Origin of the sequence: uncultured Lactobacillus sp., assembly GCF_947367085.1 — a bacterium.
Lineage (GTDB): Bacteria > Bacillota > Bacilli > Lactobacillales > Lactobacillaceae > Lactobacillus.
In genome coordinates this window covers 15,570-30,711 of sequence record NZ_CANBCP010000008.1, presented here as the reverse complement: position 1 = coordinate 30,711, position 15,142 = coordinate 15,570, and the positions used below count along the sequence as shown (strand labels likewise).

The following is a 15,142-nucleotide window of genomic DNA, read 5'->3' as shown; positions in this document are numbered from 1 at the left end:
TATATTGGGAAAAGCCAAGCTTTAGCATGGCTTTTTCTTTTTGTCAAAAATATGATACCGGTAACATTTGTTTCAATCTTGTTAAGCGGTTTCATTAAAGTGATAATTAGATTGTAAACAAAAGAACCTCACAAAGCGGTGGAGATAAAAATGAAAAGAATTTTTGAAATAGACCCCTGGAAGGTTGAAACTCATAATTTTTCGAAAGAAGATAAACGGTTGCAAGAAAGTATGACGGCAATCGGAAATGACTACATGGGTATGAGAGGTAATTTTGAAGAAGGTTATTCTGATGATAGCCTTCAAGGAACTTACCTTGCTGGTGTTTGGTTCCCAGACAAAACTCGTGTTGGTTGGTGGAAAAACGGGTATCCTGAATATTTTGGCAAAAGTTTAAATGCGCCTAGCTTTATTGGTATTGGCATTAAAGTTAACGGCGAAAAAATTGACTTAGCTAAAGTGAAGTTCAGTGATTTCGATCTTTCATTGGATATGCATCAAGGCTTACTTTCAAGAAGTTTTATCTATGAAGGTAAAGATTGTCAAGTTAAGTTTGAATTTGAACGTTTTCTTCATATCACGTTTAAACAAGCAGCATTGATTAAAGTTAAAGCTACTGTTTTATCAGGAAAAGCAAAAATTGATTTTGATGCTAGCTTAGACGCAACTATCGTTAACGAAGATAGTAACTATGAAGAACACTTCTGGATGCCAATTGCACAAGATGAAAGTGCTAAGAGCATCCAAGTTAAAACTAAGCCAAATCCTTATAAGGTTCCACAATTTACGGTTTTACTCAAGCAAAGCTTAAGACATGATAATGAGGCAATTGCTACTCAAACAAGCAGTGAAGATGCCAAACTTAATGAAAAGTTTTCAATTGAGTTAAACGAAGGACAAAGCTACGAATTAGAAAAAGATGTCATTGTAGTAACTAGCCGGGATGTGGAAGAAAAAGATCAAGCTCAAGTGGCAGATAAGTTAATGGATGAGCTTCAAGAAAAGAGCTTTGAAGAAAACTTAGCTGATCATACAGCAGCTTGGCAAAAACGCTGGGATAAAAGTGATGTCGAAATTGATGGTGACGCAGCAGCTCAACAAGGAATTCGCTTTAATATCTTGCAATTATTTATGACTTATTACGGCGAAGATAAGCGTTTGAACGTTGGTCCAAAAGGATTTACCGGTGAAAAATACGGTGGAGCAACTTATTGGGACACTGAAGCTTATATTGTTCCGATGTACTTATGTGTTACTGATCCATCTGTAACGCGGGCATTGCTTCAATATCGTTATGATCAATTACCAGGTGCATTTCACAATGCAGCTCAACAAGGCTTAAAAGGTGCCTTGTTCCCAATGGTAACTTTCAACGGAATTGAATGTCACAACGAATGGGAAATTACTTTTGAAGAACTTCATAGAAATGCAGATATCCCATTTGCAATCTATCAATACACTAACTACACCGGTGATGAAAGTTACGTTGAAAACGAAGGCATGGAAGTCTTAGTAGATACTGCTAGATTCTGGGCTGACCGGGTTCACTTTTCTAAGATGAGAAATAAATACGTAATTCACGGTGTAACTGGTCCTAACGAATACGAAAACAATGTTAATAATAATTGGTTTACTAATACAATGGCAAAATGGCTAATTAGCTATACATTAGAACGTTTGCCAAAAGCTAACCAAAATGTATTAGATAAGTTAAATGTGACTGATGAAGAAAAAGCACATTGGCAAGACATTGTTGACAACATGTATCTTGGTGAAGACAAGGATCTTGGTATTTTCTTACAACAAGATGACTTCTTAGATAAAGATATTCGTCCAGTAAGTACAATTCCTGCTGATCAACGTCCAATTAACCAAAATTGGTCATGGGATAAGATTTTAAGATCACCATTTATCAAACAAGCAGATGTTTTACAGGGTATTTACTTCTTAAATGATCAATATACTAAACAGCAAAAAGAAAAGAACTTTGATTTCTATGAACCTCTGACCGTTCATGAAAGTTCACTTTCACCATGTATTCACTCAATTCTCGCTGCCGAGCTTGGTAAGAAAGAAAAAGCAGTTGAATTATATGAAAGAACGGCTCGTTTAGACTTAGACAACTACAACAACGATACAGTTGATGGTCTTCACATCACATCAATGAGTGGCTCATGGCTAGCAATTGTTCAAGGTTTTGCTGGAATGAGATATGACCACGATCAATTGAAGTTTAATCCATTTATTCCGGATAACTGGGATAAATATAGTTTCAAGATCAACTATCGTGGACGCTTGATTCAGGTTTATGTAGATAAGACACAAACTAAGATTACGCTTTTATCAGGTCCAGATCTTGAAGTTGAAGTAAAAGGTCAAAAACTTACTTTGAAAGAGGGACAAGAATCATGCTTAAAGGATTAATTTTTGATCTTGATGGAGTTTTAACTAATTCTGCAAGATTTCACCTTTCAGCTTGGAATGATCTAGCAAAAGAATTAGGAATTACACTTGATTCAAAGCAATTAGATGCTTTACGCGGCTTATCTAGAATGGATTCACTAAATTTAATTTTAGAATTTGGAAACCAAACAGATAAGTATTCTGAAGCTGAGAAAGAAAAATTTGCGGCAAAAAAGAATGCCAACTTCGTAGCTTGCATTCAAAAAATGACTCCAGATGATATCTTGCCAGGGATCATGCAGCTGCTCAAAGATGCTAAAGCACAAAATTTGAAAATGGCAATTGCATCAGCTTCTAAGAATGCTCCAACAATTTTAAACAAATTAGATATTATTGATGAATTTGATGAAATTGTTGATCCAGCAACTCTTCATCATGGTAAACCTGATCCAGAAATTTATGTGAGAGCTCAAGAGCTCTTGGGATTAAAACCAGATGAGGTTATCAGCTTTGAAGATGCGGCTGCTGGAGTTCAAGCAATTAAAGCTGCTAACCAATTCGCAGTTGGAATTGGGGATGCAGATGTGCTCAAAGCAGACTACACGGTTTCTGATACAAGCAAGCTTAACCTTAAAGAAATTGAAACAGCCTTCAATAAATATCAAGAAAGTAGGGAAAGTTAATGGTTGAAGTAGATTTAAATCACATTTATAAGAAGTATCCTAACAATGATCGTTATTCAGTAAACGACTTTGATTTGCACATCAAAGACAAGGAATTTATTGTTTTCGTTGGTCCATCAGGTTGTGGTAAGTCAACCACTTTAAGAATGGTAGCTGGCTTGGAAGATATCAGCGAAGGTACTTTTGAAATTGATCACAAAGTGATGAATGATACCGCACCAAAAGATCGTAATATTGCCATGGTATTCCAGAACTACGCTTTGTATCCACACATGAGTATCTACGATAACATGGCATTTGGTTTAAAACTTCGCCATTATGACAAGGCTGAAATCGACAAGCGTGTTAAGCATGCTGCCAAGATTTTAGGTTTGGAAGATTACCTTGATAAAAAACCAGGAGAATTATCAGGTGGTCAACGTCAGCGTGTTGCTTTAGGACGTGCAATTGTGCGTGATGCTCCGATCTTCTTGATGGACGAACCGCTCTCAAACCTTGATGCAAAACTTCGTGTATCAATGCGTGCCGAAATTGCAAAATTGCACCAAGATTTAGGCACTACTACTATCTACGTAACTCACGACCAAACTGAAGCCATGACTTTGGCTGATAGAGTGGTTGTTATGTCTGTAGGTAAGGTAGAACAAATCGGAACTCCGCTTGAAGTTTACAACAAGCCTAAGAATATGTTTGTTGCTGGCTTCATTGGTTCTCCTCAAATGAACTTCTTCAATGTTCACTACAAGAACCAGAGAATTAGTGATGGCAAGGGCTTGGATATCGAAATTCCAGAAGGTAAGGCCAAGATGCTCGAAGAAAAAGGCTATGGAGATAAAGATTTAGTCTTTGGTATTCGTCCAGAAGATATCCATGCTGAAGAAGCCTTTATTGAAACTTGGCCTAACGCAGTCGTTAAATCTGAAGTTGTAGTTTCAGAACTTCTGGGCTCTACTATTCAACTTTACCAAAAAGTTGATGGTACGGAATTTGTCGCAATTGTTAACGCTCGTGATTACCACACACCTGGTGATCAAGTGGAAATGGGCTTTGATGTTAACAAGGCACACTTTTTCGACAAAGATACTACTGAGGCAATTGTAAATTAACGACCTTAGTAAAATTTATTAATGTAAGCAATTAGCAGATAAAAACTGCATTGTTTTTAAGGAAAGCTGGATATTTTAGGAGGAAATGTCATGAAGATTTGGAAAAAGCTCGCTTTAGCAAGCACATTAGTATTAGTTGGCCTATCAGCTGCCGCATGTTCAAATAACAGTTCAAGTAACGGTGGAAACAGCGGAAGCAGTAAGTTAACTCTTTGGGTAGATACTGAACAAGTACCATACTACAAAAATATTGTTAAGGACTTTACTAAGACTCACAAGAATATTTCAGTACGTGTTGTTCAAAGTCCAAATGGTTCTGCTAATGCTAAGACTGATGTTGGTAAAGACCCATCTAAAGCTGCTGATGTATTTGAAGTTCCAAATGACCAATTAGGTCAAATGGCTGAGGCTGGTTACATTAACCCACTTTCACCACAAGATACTAAGAAGATCAAGAGCGATTACATTGATGTTGCATCTAAGGGTGTTGCATGGAAAGGTAAGATTTATGCTTATCCATATGCACAACAAGCTCAAACTCTTTACTACAACAAGTCTAAGTTGAGTGAAAATGATGTTAAGGATTGGACTACTTTAACTTCTAAGGGTGTTGTTGGTACTGACTTTACTAACGCATATGTAATGTGGCCAGTATTCTTCTCAGCAGGTACTCAATTATACGGTAAGAGTGGTGAAGACCTTCACGGTTCAAACTTTGCATCTGAAAAAGGTGTAAACGCATTGAAGTGGTTCGCAGAACAAAAGCACAACAAAGGTGTTATGCAAACTTCAAACGCATTAAACCAATTAAAGAAGGGTAATGCTTCTGCTATCTTAGACGGACCTTGGAACGCTGCTAACATCAAGAAGATTTTAGGTGACAACTTTGCTGTTGCTAAATACCCAACTATCAACGTTGGTGGCAAGAACGTTCAAATGGAAGCATTCTTAGGTATTGAAGGTTTCGCTGTAAACTCACACACTTCAAATGCTAAAGCTGCTTCACAATTAGCTTCATTTATTACTAACAAGAAAGCTCAATTAATTGTCCACAAAGAAGCAGGTCAAATTCCTGTATTAAAGAGCGCAGTTAACTCACAAGCTGTTAAGTCTGACCCAGTTGCTGAAGCCGTAATTGAAATGGCTAAACCCGGTAACTCAGTATTACAACCTAAGCTTCCACAAATGGCTGCATTCTGGAACGGTGCTGCTCCATTAATCAGTGGTACTTACGATGGTAAGATCAAGCCAGCAGACTACATGGCACAACTTAAGAAGCTTCAAAAGAGCATCGAAAAGAAATAGGAATGGAAAGATAAAGATTAGATTGGCTTAAAATCCAATCTTTTCTCTTAAGAAGGGGATAAGCTATGTTCAGAAAAAAGCATGTAGCGCCTAAAGCAACTTATCGCGAAACCTTCAAAAAAGGTGATGGTGCGACAAAATTATCATTCTTCTTAATGGGAAGCAATGCATTTGCTAATAAGCAATGGGTTAAAGGGATTGTCTTCTTATTAAGTGAAATTATATTCTTTGTTTGGTTCTTTATGAGTGGTATTCCCGCTTTGAAGTTACTTTCAAATTTAGGACCAGATAAAACTAAAAGAGTTGTCTACGACGCTTCACAAGGTGTTTATGTTACTAAGCAGCCATCAAACTCTGTTTTGATTTTGCTGTTTGGTATCTTGGCAATCTTTATGTGTATTGCCTTCATTTGGATCTATTATTTAAACCTTAGATCAACTAGAAACAATTATATTGCTAAACGTGATGGTGACCACATTGCTACTAATATGGAAGAACTAAAGAGTCTATTTGATAGTCGTTTGCACTCAACTTTAATGACTATTCCTTTATTAGGTATTTTGTTCTTCACTGTATTGCCAACTGTCTTCATGATTTCTATGGCATTTACTAACTATGATAGACAGCACCCAATTGCCTTTTCTTGGACTGGTTTTCAAGCATTTGGTAATGTTTTAAGCGGTGATTTGGCTGGTACTTTCTTCCCAGTATTAGGCTGGACCTTGATTTGGGCCGTTGCAGCAACTGCTACTACATTCTTTTTTGGTGTATTGCTTGCAATGCTGATTGAATCTAAAGGTATCAAACATAAGGGCTTTTGGAGAACTGTCTTTGTTATTGTTTGGGCCGTTCCTCAATTCGTTTCATTATTGATGATGGCACAATTCTTGGATTATCAAGGTGCTTTGAACAACATTTTAATGAACTTGCACTTAATTAGCTCCCCAATTCACTTTATTGATAACCAAGCTTCTCCATTAGTTGCTCGAATTACTGTAATTATCGTTAACATGTGGATTGGTATCCCAGTTTCAATGTTGGTTTCAACTGCTATTATTCAAAACTTACCTCAAGATCAAATTGAAGCAGCTAGAATTGATGGTGCTAATGCAGCACAAATTTTTAGATCGATTACTTTCCCTCAAATCTTATTTGTTATGGCTCCATCATTGATCCAACAATTCATCGGAAACATTAACAACTTTAACGTTATCTTCTTGCTGACAGGTGGTGCACCAATGAATAGTAAATACAATGGTGCGGGCTCAACCGACTTATTGGTAACGTGGCTATATAACTTAACTTTCGGACAAGAACAACGTTATAATGCATCCGCTGTATTAGGTATCTTAATCTTTGTAATCAGTGCCGTTGTATCCTTATTAGCTTATAGACGGACTAACGCATTTAAGGAGGGCTAAAAATGAAATCTTACAGTGCTCAAAGACGGCTCTCATTAATTGGCCGTTACATTCTATTAACTATCCTTGCTATTTTATGGATTTTACCAATTGTTTGGATTATCTTAGCAAGTTTTTCATACAACGATACAGGCTTTGTTTCAACGTTTTGGCCTGACAAGTTTACTTTGCAAAACTATATCGGAATCTTTACTAATCCGCAATACCCATTTGGTAACTGGATTATTAATACTTTAGCTATTTCGTTAGCTTCGATGGTTATTTCAACATTCTTAACCATTTCTGTTGCTTATGTATTATCAAGATTACGATTTGCATTCAGAAAGCCATTCTTACAAATTGCATTAGTTTTGGGAATGTTCCCAGGCTTCATGGCTATGATCGCTTTGTACTACATCTTGAAAGGTCTTAACATGTTAAACCTCTTTGGTTTGTTACTTGTTTATGTTGGTGGTGCAGGTCTTGGCTTCTATGTAGCTAAAGGATTCTTTGATACTATCCCTCGCGCAATTGACGAAGCAGCTGAAATTGATGGTGCTACTAACTGGCAAGTTTTCTTACATATCGGTTTACCATTATCTAAGCCAATGATTGTTTATACAGCTTTAACTGCATTTATTGCTCCATGGACAGACTTCATTTTCTCAGGTATTATTCTTTCTACTTCAGGAAATGCCAAGGATTACACTATTGCATATGGTCTTTACAACATGGTGCACACAGCTAAAGGTAACGCAACCGCCTACTTTGCACAATTTGTGGCTGGATGTGTAATTATAGCTATCCCTATTACTATCTTGTTTGTCTTCATGCAGAAGTTCTATGTTAACGGAATTACTGCTGGTGCAGATAAGGGTTAAAAAAGCTTTATCCTTTATAAGAACGTCTTGTCTTGGCAAGACGTTTTTTATATGAGTTTGAGAAAAAATAGTCAACTATTTCAGATATCTTTGAAAAAACAATTTCATAAGAGAGTTAGAAAGCGAGGAATTACAAATATGACTCCATGGTGGAAAAAAGCAGTAGTATATCAAGTATATCCAAAATCGTTTCAAGATAGTAACGGTGATGGAATCGGTGATTTGAATGGGATCATTTCTCGATTAGATTATTTACAAAAGTTAGGTATTGATGCTATTTGGTTGTCGCCAGTTTATCAGTCACCTGGTATTGATAATGGCTATGATATTTCAGATTATGAAGCAATCGATCCGCAATATGGCACAATGGCAGATATGGAGAACTTAATCCAAGAAGCTAAGAAAAGAAATATTAGGATTGTCATGGATCTAGTTGTCAATCACACTTCTGATCAACATAAGTGGTTTATTGAAGCTAAAAAGAGCAAGGATAATCCATACCGCGATTACTATATTTGGCGCGATGGGACTGATGGAGAAGTACCTAATGATATGAAGTCATCATTTTCAGGTTCGGCTTGGCAATGGGATGAAAATACCAAACAATATTATTTGCATTTATTTGCTAAACAGCAACCTGATTTGAACTGGTCTAATCCCGAATTACGCCAAAAGATCTATGATATGATGAATTTCTGGATTGATAAGGGAATTGGCGGCTTTAGAATGGACGTCATTGAATTAATTGGTAAAGATCCTGATAAAGCAATAAGTGCTAATGGACCAATGCTTCATCCATATTTACAAGAAATGAATAAGAATACTTTTGGTAATCATGACTTGATGACAGTGGGAGAGACATGGAATTCAACTCCTAAGATTGCTGAAGAATATTCAGATCCAGCTCGTCATGAATTATCGATGGTCTTTCAATTTGAAAATCAAGGTCTTGACCAACAAGCTGGTAAAGAAAAATGGGACTTGCGTCCATTAAATTTAGGTGAATTAAAAAAGGTTCTGGTTAAATGGCAAACCGACATTGACTTTGATCATGCTTGGAATAGTTTGTTCTGGGAAAACCACGATATTCCTCGCGTTATCTCTCGCTGGGGCGATGATGGAAAATATCGCATTCAAAGTGCCAAGATGTTTGCGACAGTGCTACATTTAATGCATGGAACGCCTTATATCTATAATGGTGAAGAAATTGGGATGACCAACTATCCAGTTGATGATATTTCTCAAGTAGAAGATATCGAAAGTATTAATATGTATAACGAACGTTTGGCAAAAGGATATTCAAAACAAGACATATTAAAGTCAATTAATGCCAAGGGTCGTGATAATGCGCGGCGCCCAATTCAATGGAATGATCAAGAAAATGCTGGATTTAGTGAGGCTAAGCCGTGGCTTAAAGTAAATCCTAACTATAAAGAGATTAATGTTGAAAAAGCACTAAAAGATCCAAATTCAGTATTTTATACTTACCAAAAGTTGATTAAATTACGTCATGAAAATCCGATCGTAGTTGATGGAGATTTTAAGTTAGTTGAAAATACTGGTGACAGTGTTTTGGCTTACTGGCGGATTCTAGGCGATGAAAAGTGGTTAGTTGTAGCGAACTTGTCAGGTGAAAAACAAAAATTTGATCATAAAGTAGATATTAAAAAATGGTTACTTGGTAATTATGATGAGAGAAAGTCTCTGGAAAATATTGAACTTGAGCCATATGAGGCCTTTGCACTTGTAGAAAAATAACAAATAAAGAGCAGGTATTCATTAAGTGGAATATCTGCTCTTTATTTGATTTGTGATCGATGATGGTGAGTGATTATTGACAGGATTTTCTGTTCAGTAATTTGATTGGCAGCTGATAAGTGATTTGTTTTAACTTATCATTAGGATGAGCAATTCGTTCTTGAAGTAATTTAACCAGCAATTCACTAATTGCGGAAGTTGGCTGAACTATTGTTGATAAAAATGGTGCATAGTTTTGAATGTATTGACTGCCGTCAAAGCCAATGATCTTGAGATCTTGTGGCAATTTAATGTTTAATTGATTGGCTACTTGCCAGACGGTTAGTGCAGTTAAATCATCCGAGGCAACAATACCATCAACATGATGAAACTGGAGCAGCTCTTTGATTGCCATTTCCTTAAGCTCTAAACTTTCGCCGAATTTTGTAGGGTGAACGTGGGGGGTGAGTCCTAGTTCTTGAATTTTTTGTTGATAGCCTTGCAATCTTTTTTGAGTAGGATGTCCATCTAAAACGGGATTACCAATAAAATAAATATGACGGGCACCATTTTTATAGAGTGTTTCAGTAGCAAGACTGCCGCCGGCAAAATTATCTGAGCTGACGATTGGAATATTATCTGATAGCTTTCTATCAAAAGATACAATTGGAAGACCGGTCTTTTTATATTCATCAATACCTAAATTATGAGCGCCGGCAATAATGCCATCGACTTGGTTAGCCATTAGCATTTGCAAGTAAGTGCGTTCTTTTTCTTTGTCATTAGCGGCATTGCAGAGAATAGTTTTATAGCCTTCTTTGAAAAGTTCATTTTCGATTTTTTCAACTAATTCTCCAAAGAAAGGATTAGTAATACTTGGAAAAATCACTCCCACTAGTTGTGTTTTTTTGCCTTGTAAGGAACGTGCTACTGAATTAGGCTGATAATTTAATTCCGCCATGGCTTTATGAACTTTGTTTTTAGTAGCTTCACTAAGATAGCCATAGTTGTTGATAACTCGAGAAACTGTTGTCACTGAGCAGCCAGCTTTTTTTGCTACATCAGTTAATTTAACCATTTTTATACCTACTTCATTACATTATTGGCATCATTTTCCAAAAGTCTGCATCATAATCAATATCATGATCAAAGCTAATAGTTTGATTTTCAGGATCTGCGAAAAAGCGTAAGGTTGCAACGTGTGCCCCATTATTAATAAAAATTTCGCACAAGGAACCATCAACGAAAATATCCAAATCAAGATCTTTATTTGGATCAAGCAAAACTTCGCGTTGTTCGCCATAATCTGGATTGACCTTTGGACCGACATTTGAACGATCGATAATTAAGCGACTGCTGTCGCCAGTTTTAAAGTCTAATACTAAACCAGTCTGCATGGATGTATCAGCATTTAAGACTAACTTACCAGCTTGATTACGTTTAATAGAAAGCTTTAATTCATATTGACTGCTTGCATGATCAGTTAAGTGGGCCTGATTTGAATAGGCAACATGATCCATTCGCAGACTTTCAATTGCTTTTAAAGGGTGCTGATAAAGCTTATTATCTTTTACTTCTAGGCGTTTAACTTGGCTATAAGTGTTAGCCCAATTCTCGTTATCAGTAGGATAAGTACAATCTGGTAAACCCACCCAGCTGATTGCATAAGCATTGCCATCAGGTGCATTGAAGGCTTGAGTAGCATAAACGTCAAAACCGTCATCTAAATTCTTAGGTGCTTTTTGTACTGGTGTAAATTTAGCCTTAGCTAAATCAATGTTTTTACCGATCAGATACATATTAGGATAGATATTGTCATAATCGGCAATCTTTTTATCTAAGCCTTGCGGACAAAAAATAAGGACAGGTTGATCATTTACAAAAACTAAGTTTGGACATTCGATCATATATCCCATATTTTCATTTGAAAAATCAAGATAGCCAACTTCATGCCAATTCTTTAAATCATCTGATTTATAGATATCGATTTTACCAGATTTAGTTTCTTTATCTTGGGCCCCTAAAATGATGTAGTACTTACCGTTATGTTCAAATAATTGTGGATCGCGGAAATGTTCTGTTACATGTTCAGGTGGCAAAATAATTGGATCAGTATCTTTAACGATTTTATTATTTTTGTCCATCCGGGCGATAACTTGATAAGGAGTTCTAACCCAGTTTTCGTCGCGGTGATTGCCGGTATAAGCTAATAGTAGTTGACCATCATGTACAAAGCCAGAACCTGAATACGCTCCTGCATTATCAACATCGCTATCGGGATTGATTGCTTGACCTAAATAACGCCAATGGACCATATCTGGCGAAGCAAAATGAATCCAGGATTTCACGCCATGAACTGGACCGAAAGGATAAGACTGACAAAATAAATGGTATTCACCATTATAATAGGAAAAGCCATTTGGATCGTTAATTAAACCAGATAATGGGTGAACATGATAGTGCATTTGATAAGCAGAAGTAGCTGCTTGGGTTTGAAGATTGAGTAAAGTTTGTGCATCCCAATCCTTATATTTTAGATATCTTTTTTCTCTAGTCCATTCCATAATAAAAATCATCCTTCTATATAATGTAAACGCATTCTTGATATTCTTAATCTTAATCAAAAATTTTAAGTATGTCAAACGAATAACATATTTAAGCATAGCATTATACATATATAAAATACTGATATAAATCGTATACTTATGCAAAAATAAGATCTCTTAAAATTTTTGATTATAATTTTTATGATAAACGCTTGACATAAATTCAGAATACGCTATCATATAACATGTAATCAAAAGAAAAACGCTTACATGAGCAAGGAGGACGAAGTATGGACCACAAAAAAGTGGCGCAAGTCGTTATTGAGGCTGTCGGCCGTGATAATTTAATTGCTGCAGCTCACTGTGCAACCCGTTTACGTCTTGTTTTAAAAGATGATGATAAAGTTAATACTAAGATGCTTGACGATGACGCCGACATCAAGGGTTACTTTAAAACTAACGGACAATTCCAGATCATTATCGGACCTGGGGATGTTAACAATGTTTACGATGAGTTAATTAAAATTACAGGTTTGCATGAAGCTTCAACCGAAGATCTAAAGAAGGTTTCTCAAGCTAATGACAACCGTAATCCGGTTGTTAAAGTTATCATGGGCTTTATCAAGTTACTTTCTGATATCTTTGTACCAATTATCCCAGCTTTAGTTGCTGGTGGTTTGTTGATGGCATTGAACAACTTTTTAACTTCACCAGGACTATTTGGCAAGCAATCTGTTGTTCAAATGGCACCAAGCATTGCTGGTCTTTCTAGCATGATCCAAATCATGTCAGCTGCACCATTTATTTTTATGCCGATTCTAGTTGGTATGTCGGCTGCTAAAAGATTTGGCGCTAACCAATTCTTGGGTGCAACTATTGGTATGATTATGACAACTCCAGCTTTAGGTGCAAGTAGTCATTACTGGAATATTTTTGGCCTTCACGTTTCACAAACTAACTATCAATACCAAGTTATTCCAGTTTTAGTTGCTGTGTGGGTTTTATCCATTTTGGAAAAATTCTTCCACAAGCACTTGCCATCTGCAGTTGACTTTACATTTACACCACTTTTATCAATTATGATCACTGGCTTTTTAACTTTTGTAATTATCGGGCCAGTCTTCAAAGGTGTTTCAGATGCTATTACTAATGCAATTGTGTGGTTGTACAACACTACTGGTGCATTTGGTATGGGTATCTTTGGTTTGTCATATTCAGCAATTGTTACTACTGGACTTCACCAAAGTTTCCCAGCTGTAGAAACTCAGTTGCTGGCCGAATTTGCTCGTGGACGTGGATCTGGTGACTTTATCTTTGTTACTGCATGTATGGCTAACGTAGCTCAAGGTGCTGCAACGTTTGCAATTTACTTCTTAACTAAGAACGAAAAAGTTAAGGGCTTGGCAAGTTCATCCGGTGTTTCAGCTTTACTTGGTATTACTGAACCAGCTTTATTCGGTGTTAACTTGAAGTACAAGTTCCCATTCTTCTGTGCTTTAATTGGTGCTGGTTTTGGTGCTGCATTTGCAGGACTTATGCACGTTACTGCGGCTGCACTTGGTTCTGCAGGATTTCTTGGATTCTTATCAATGGTTCCAAGCTCAATTCCAATGTGGATTGTTTCAGTGGCAATCAGTTTTGTAATCGCCTTTGGATTGACTTTTGTTTACGGCAAAAAGCACTTAAAAGAAGATGTTCAAGCAGAATCTGCAACTGTTGAATCAGCAGGCGATGAAGTTGCTGAGCAACAAGAAGCAGATAAGATTATTAAGGAAAATAATGAATTACATGATGAAATTATCGCTTCTCCAGTTTCTGGTAAAGCTGAAAGCTTAACCGATGTTAAAGATCCTGTCTTTTCTACTGAAGCAATGGGTAAAGGTGCTGCAGTTGTACCAAGTGAAGGAGAAATTTACGCTCCAGTTTCTGGGGAAATTACAGTAGCTTATGAAACTAAACATGCTTATGGTATTAAATCTGATAAGGGTGCTGAAGTATTGATTCATATCGGTATTGATACTGTTAACATGAAAGGTGACGGCTTTACTAGTGTAGTTAAGCAAGGTCAACATGTTGAAGTAGGCGATAAATTAGGTAGCGTTGATTTACAAAAAGTTAAAGATGCAGGTTATGATTCAACTGTAATGGTTGTGGTAACCAATACCGCAAGTTATGCTAATGTTCAAAAAGTTGACGGTGTAGAAAAGAAACATGGCGATGACTTAATTGCTGTAACTAAGCGTTAATTAAATAACAAGATTTAAAAGACTCTCCATGAGAGTCTTTTTTTCTAGCCATGACCACACAAAAAAAGCTATGATATATAAGAAAGGCATTGTATATCTAACTGTAAAAATAAGATAATGATGCTAAAATTAACAAAGTATAGGGAAAGTCTTTTTATTTTGCTATAGAAAAGAGATATAACATGGAGACAAAAATTTGGTATCAAGTAAAACCTGCTGATTTTGATACAGAGCAAAGATTGTCTGAAATAAAAGACCTTGGCGTCGAAGGCTTGTATGTTGATTGGGAGATCAGTCAGAATCAACAAGCTAAAGCAAAAAAGATGGGCTTTGAATTAGTCTATACGGATCCTGCTCTTAATTGTAATATCACTAAAGCTATTAAAAAGCATATGATTGACCATCAAATGTCTGCACAAGAATTAGTGACGCTTTTAAATCAAGAAAAAGATGGATTGAAAAATAATTTAACATCGATATTAGGCCAAGACTTGCAGAGCCTGTATCAAGAGCTGGCATTAATTATCTTAGTTGCACAAAATCCAGTTATTCCTAATGAATTGTTAGCTGATGATCATAGTCAGGATTGGGATAAAGTGGCGGCATTATTAGAATTAAAGGCTAAAAACAAGGATTTGTTTGCAGATCGTAATCTTAAAATTACCGTGACTGAAAATGGCTTAATTGAAGTTATCTTATCAGGAAATAAGACTATTACTGCTTATTTCAATACTTCGTTAGATGCCTTAGGCTTTAACTCACAAGCTGATGTTATTCAAAATTATTTGGTAGGACAATTACTACCAAAGGGCATTGTTATCAAAGTGGAGTAAAA

11 protein-coding genes are annotated in these 15,142 nt (G+C 36.4%); 9 read left to right on the top strand and 2 right to left on the bottom strand.

Annotated elements, in window-relative coordinates; genetic code table 11:
* Positions 1 to 150: 150 nt before the first annotated feature.
* From Q0Y70_RS02530 to Q0Y70_RS02500, 7 genes are all read left to right on the top strand, one after another.
* Positions 151 to 2,424, top strand: coding sequence for a glycoside hydrolase family 65 protein (locus tag Q0Y70_RS02530; protein ID WP_297816147.1), 2,274 nt, complete (start codon positions 151 to 153; stop codon positions 2,422 to 2,424).
* Positions 2,409 to 3,086 carry a beta-phosphoglucomutase gene (pgmB, locus tag Q0Y70_RS02525; RefSeq protein WP_297816145.1) on the top strand — a complete coding sequence of 226 codons (678 nt, stop codon included), beginning with the start codon at positions 2,409 to 2,411 and terminating at the stop codon, positions 3,084 to 3,086. Before Q0Y70_RS02530 ends, pgmB begins: the two co-directional genes overlap by 16 nt.
* A complete protein-coding gene (locus Q0Y70_RS02520; RefSeq protein ID WP_297816144.1) occupies positions 3,086 to 4,192 on the top strand; it encodes an ABC transporter ATP-binding protein in 1,107 nt (368 codons plus the stop codon). The genes pgmB and Q0Y70_RS02520 overlap by 1 nt, the downstream gene beginning before the upstream one ends.
* 90 nt (positions 4,193 to 4,282) lie before the next feature.
* Entirely contained in the window at positions 4,283 to 5,497 is a 1,215-nt protein-coding gene (locus Q0Y70_RS02515; RefSeq protein WP_297816142.1) for an extracellular solute-binding protein, read from the top strand.
* Positions 5,498 to 5,562: 65 nt separating this feature from the next.
* Entirely contained in the window at positions 5,563 to 6,918 is a 1,356-nt protein-coding gene (locus Q0Y70_RS02510) for a carbohydrate ABC transporter permease (protein ID WP_297816140.1), read from the top strand.
* A 2-nt stretch (positions 6,919 to 6,920) separates the two neighbouring features.
* On the top strand, positions 6,921 to 7,778 hold the full coding sequence (locus tag Q0Y70_RS02505) for a sugar ABC transporter permease (RefSeq protein WP_297816138.1): 858 nt from the start codon (positions 6,921 to 6,923) through the stop codon (positions 7,776 to 7,778).
* A 138-nt stretch (positions 7,779 to 7,916) separates the two neighbouring features.
* On the top strand, positions 7,917 to 9,536 hold the full coding sequence (locus tag Q0Y70_RS02500) for an alpha-glucosidase (RefSeq protein ID WP_297816136.1): 1,620 nt from the start codon (positions 7,917 to 7,919) through the stop codon (positions 9,534 to 9,536).
* A gap of 73 nt (positions 9,537 to 9,609) precedes the next feature.
* Here the strand turns inward: Q0Y70_RS02500 and Q0Y70_RS02495 are convergent, their stop codons facing one another.
* Together Q0Y70_RS02495 and Q0Y70_RS02490 are read right to left on the bottom strand one after the other, a co-directional pair.
* Positions 9,610 to 10,593, bottom strand: a complete 984-nt coding sequence (locus tag Q0Y70_RS02495; RefSeq protein WP_297816134.1) for a LacI family DNA-binding transcriptional regulator — start codon at positions 10,591 to 10,593, stop codon at positions 9,610 to 9,612.
* A 16-nt stretch (positions 10,594 to 10,609) separates the two neighbouring features.
* Positions 10,610 to 12,079 (bottom strand): sucrose-6-phosphate hydrolase, encoded by a 1,470-nt coding sequence (locus tag Q0Y70_RS02490; RefSeq protein WP_297816132.1) that lies wholly within the window; start codon positions 12,077 to 12,079, stop codon positions 10,610 to 10,612.
* A gap of 272 nt (positions 12,080 to 12,351) precedes the next feature.
* On the opposite strand from Q0Y70_RS02490, the gene Q0Y70_RS02485 reads away from it, so the two are divergent.
* The gene (locus Q0Y70_RS02485; protein WP_297816130.1) at positions 12,352 to 14,307 is read left to right on the top strand and encodes a sucrose-specific PTS transporter subunit IIBC; all 1,956 of its coding nucleotides are present in this window, start codon (positions 12,352 to 12,354) and stop codon (positions 14,305 to 14,307) included.
* A gap of 182 nt (positions 14,308 to 14,489) precedes the next feature.
* Positions 14,490 to 15,140 (top strand): hypothetical protein, encoded by a 651-nt coding sequence (locus Q0Y70_RS02480; protein ID WP_297816128.1) that lies wholly within the window; start codon positions 14,490 to 14,492, stop codon positions 15,138 to 15,140.
* Positions 15,141 to 15,142 lie beyond the last annotated feature (2 nt).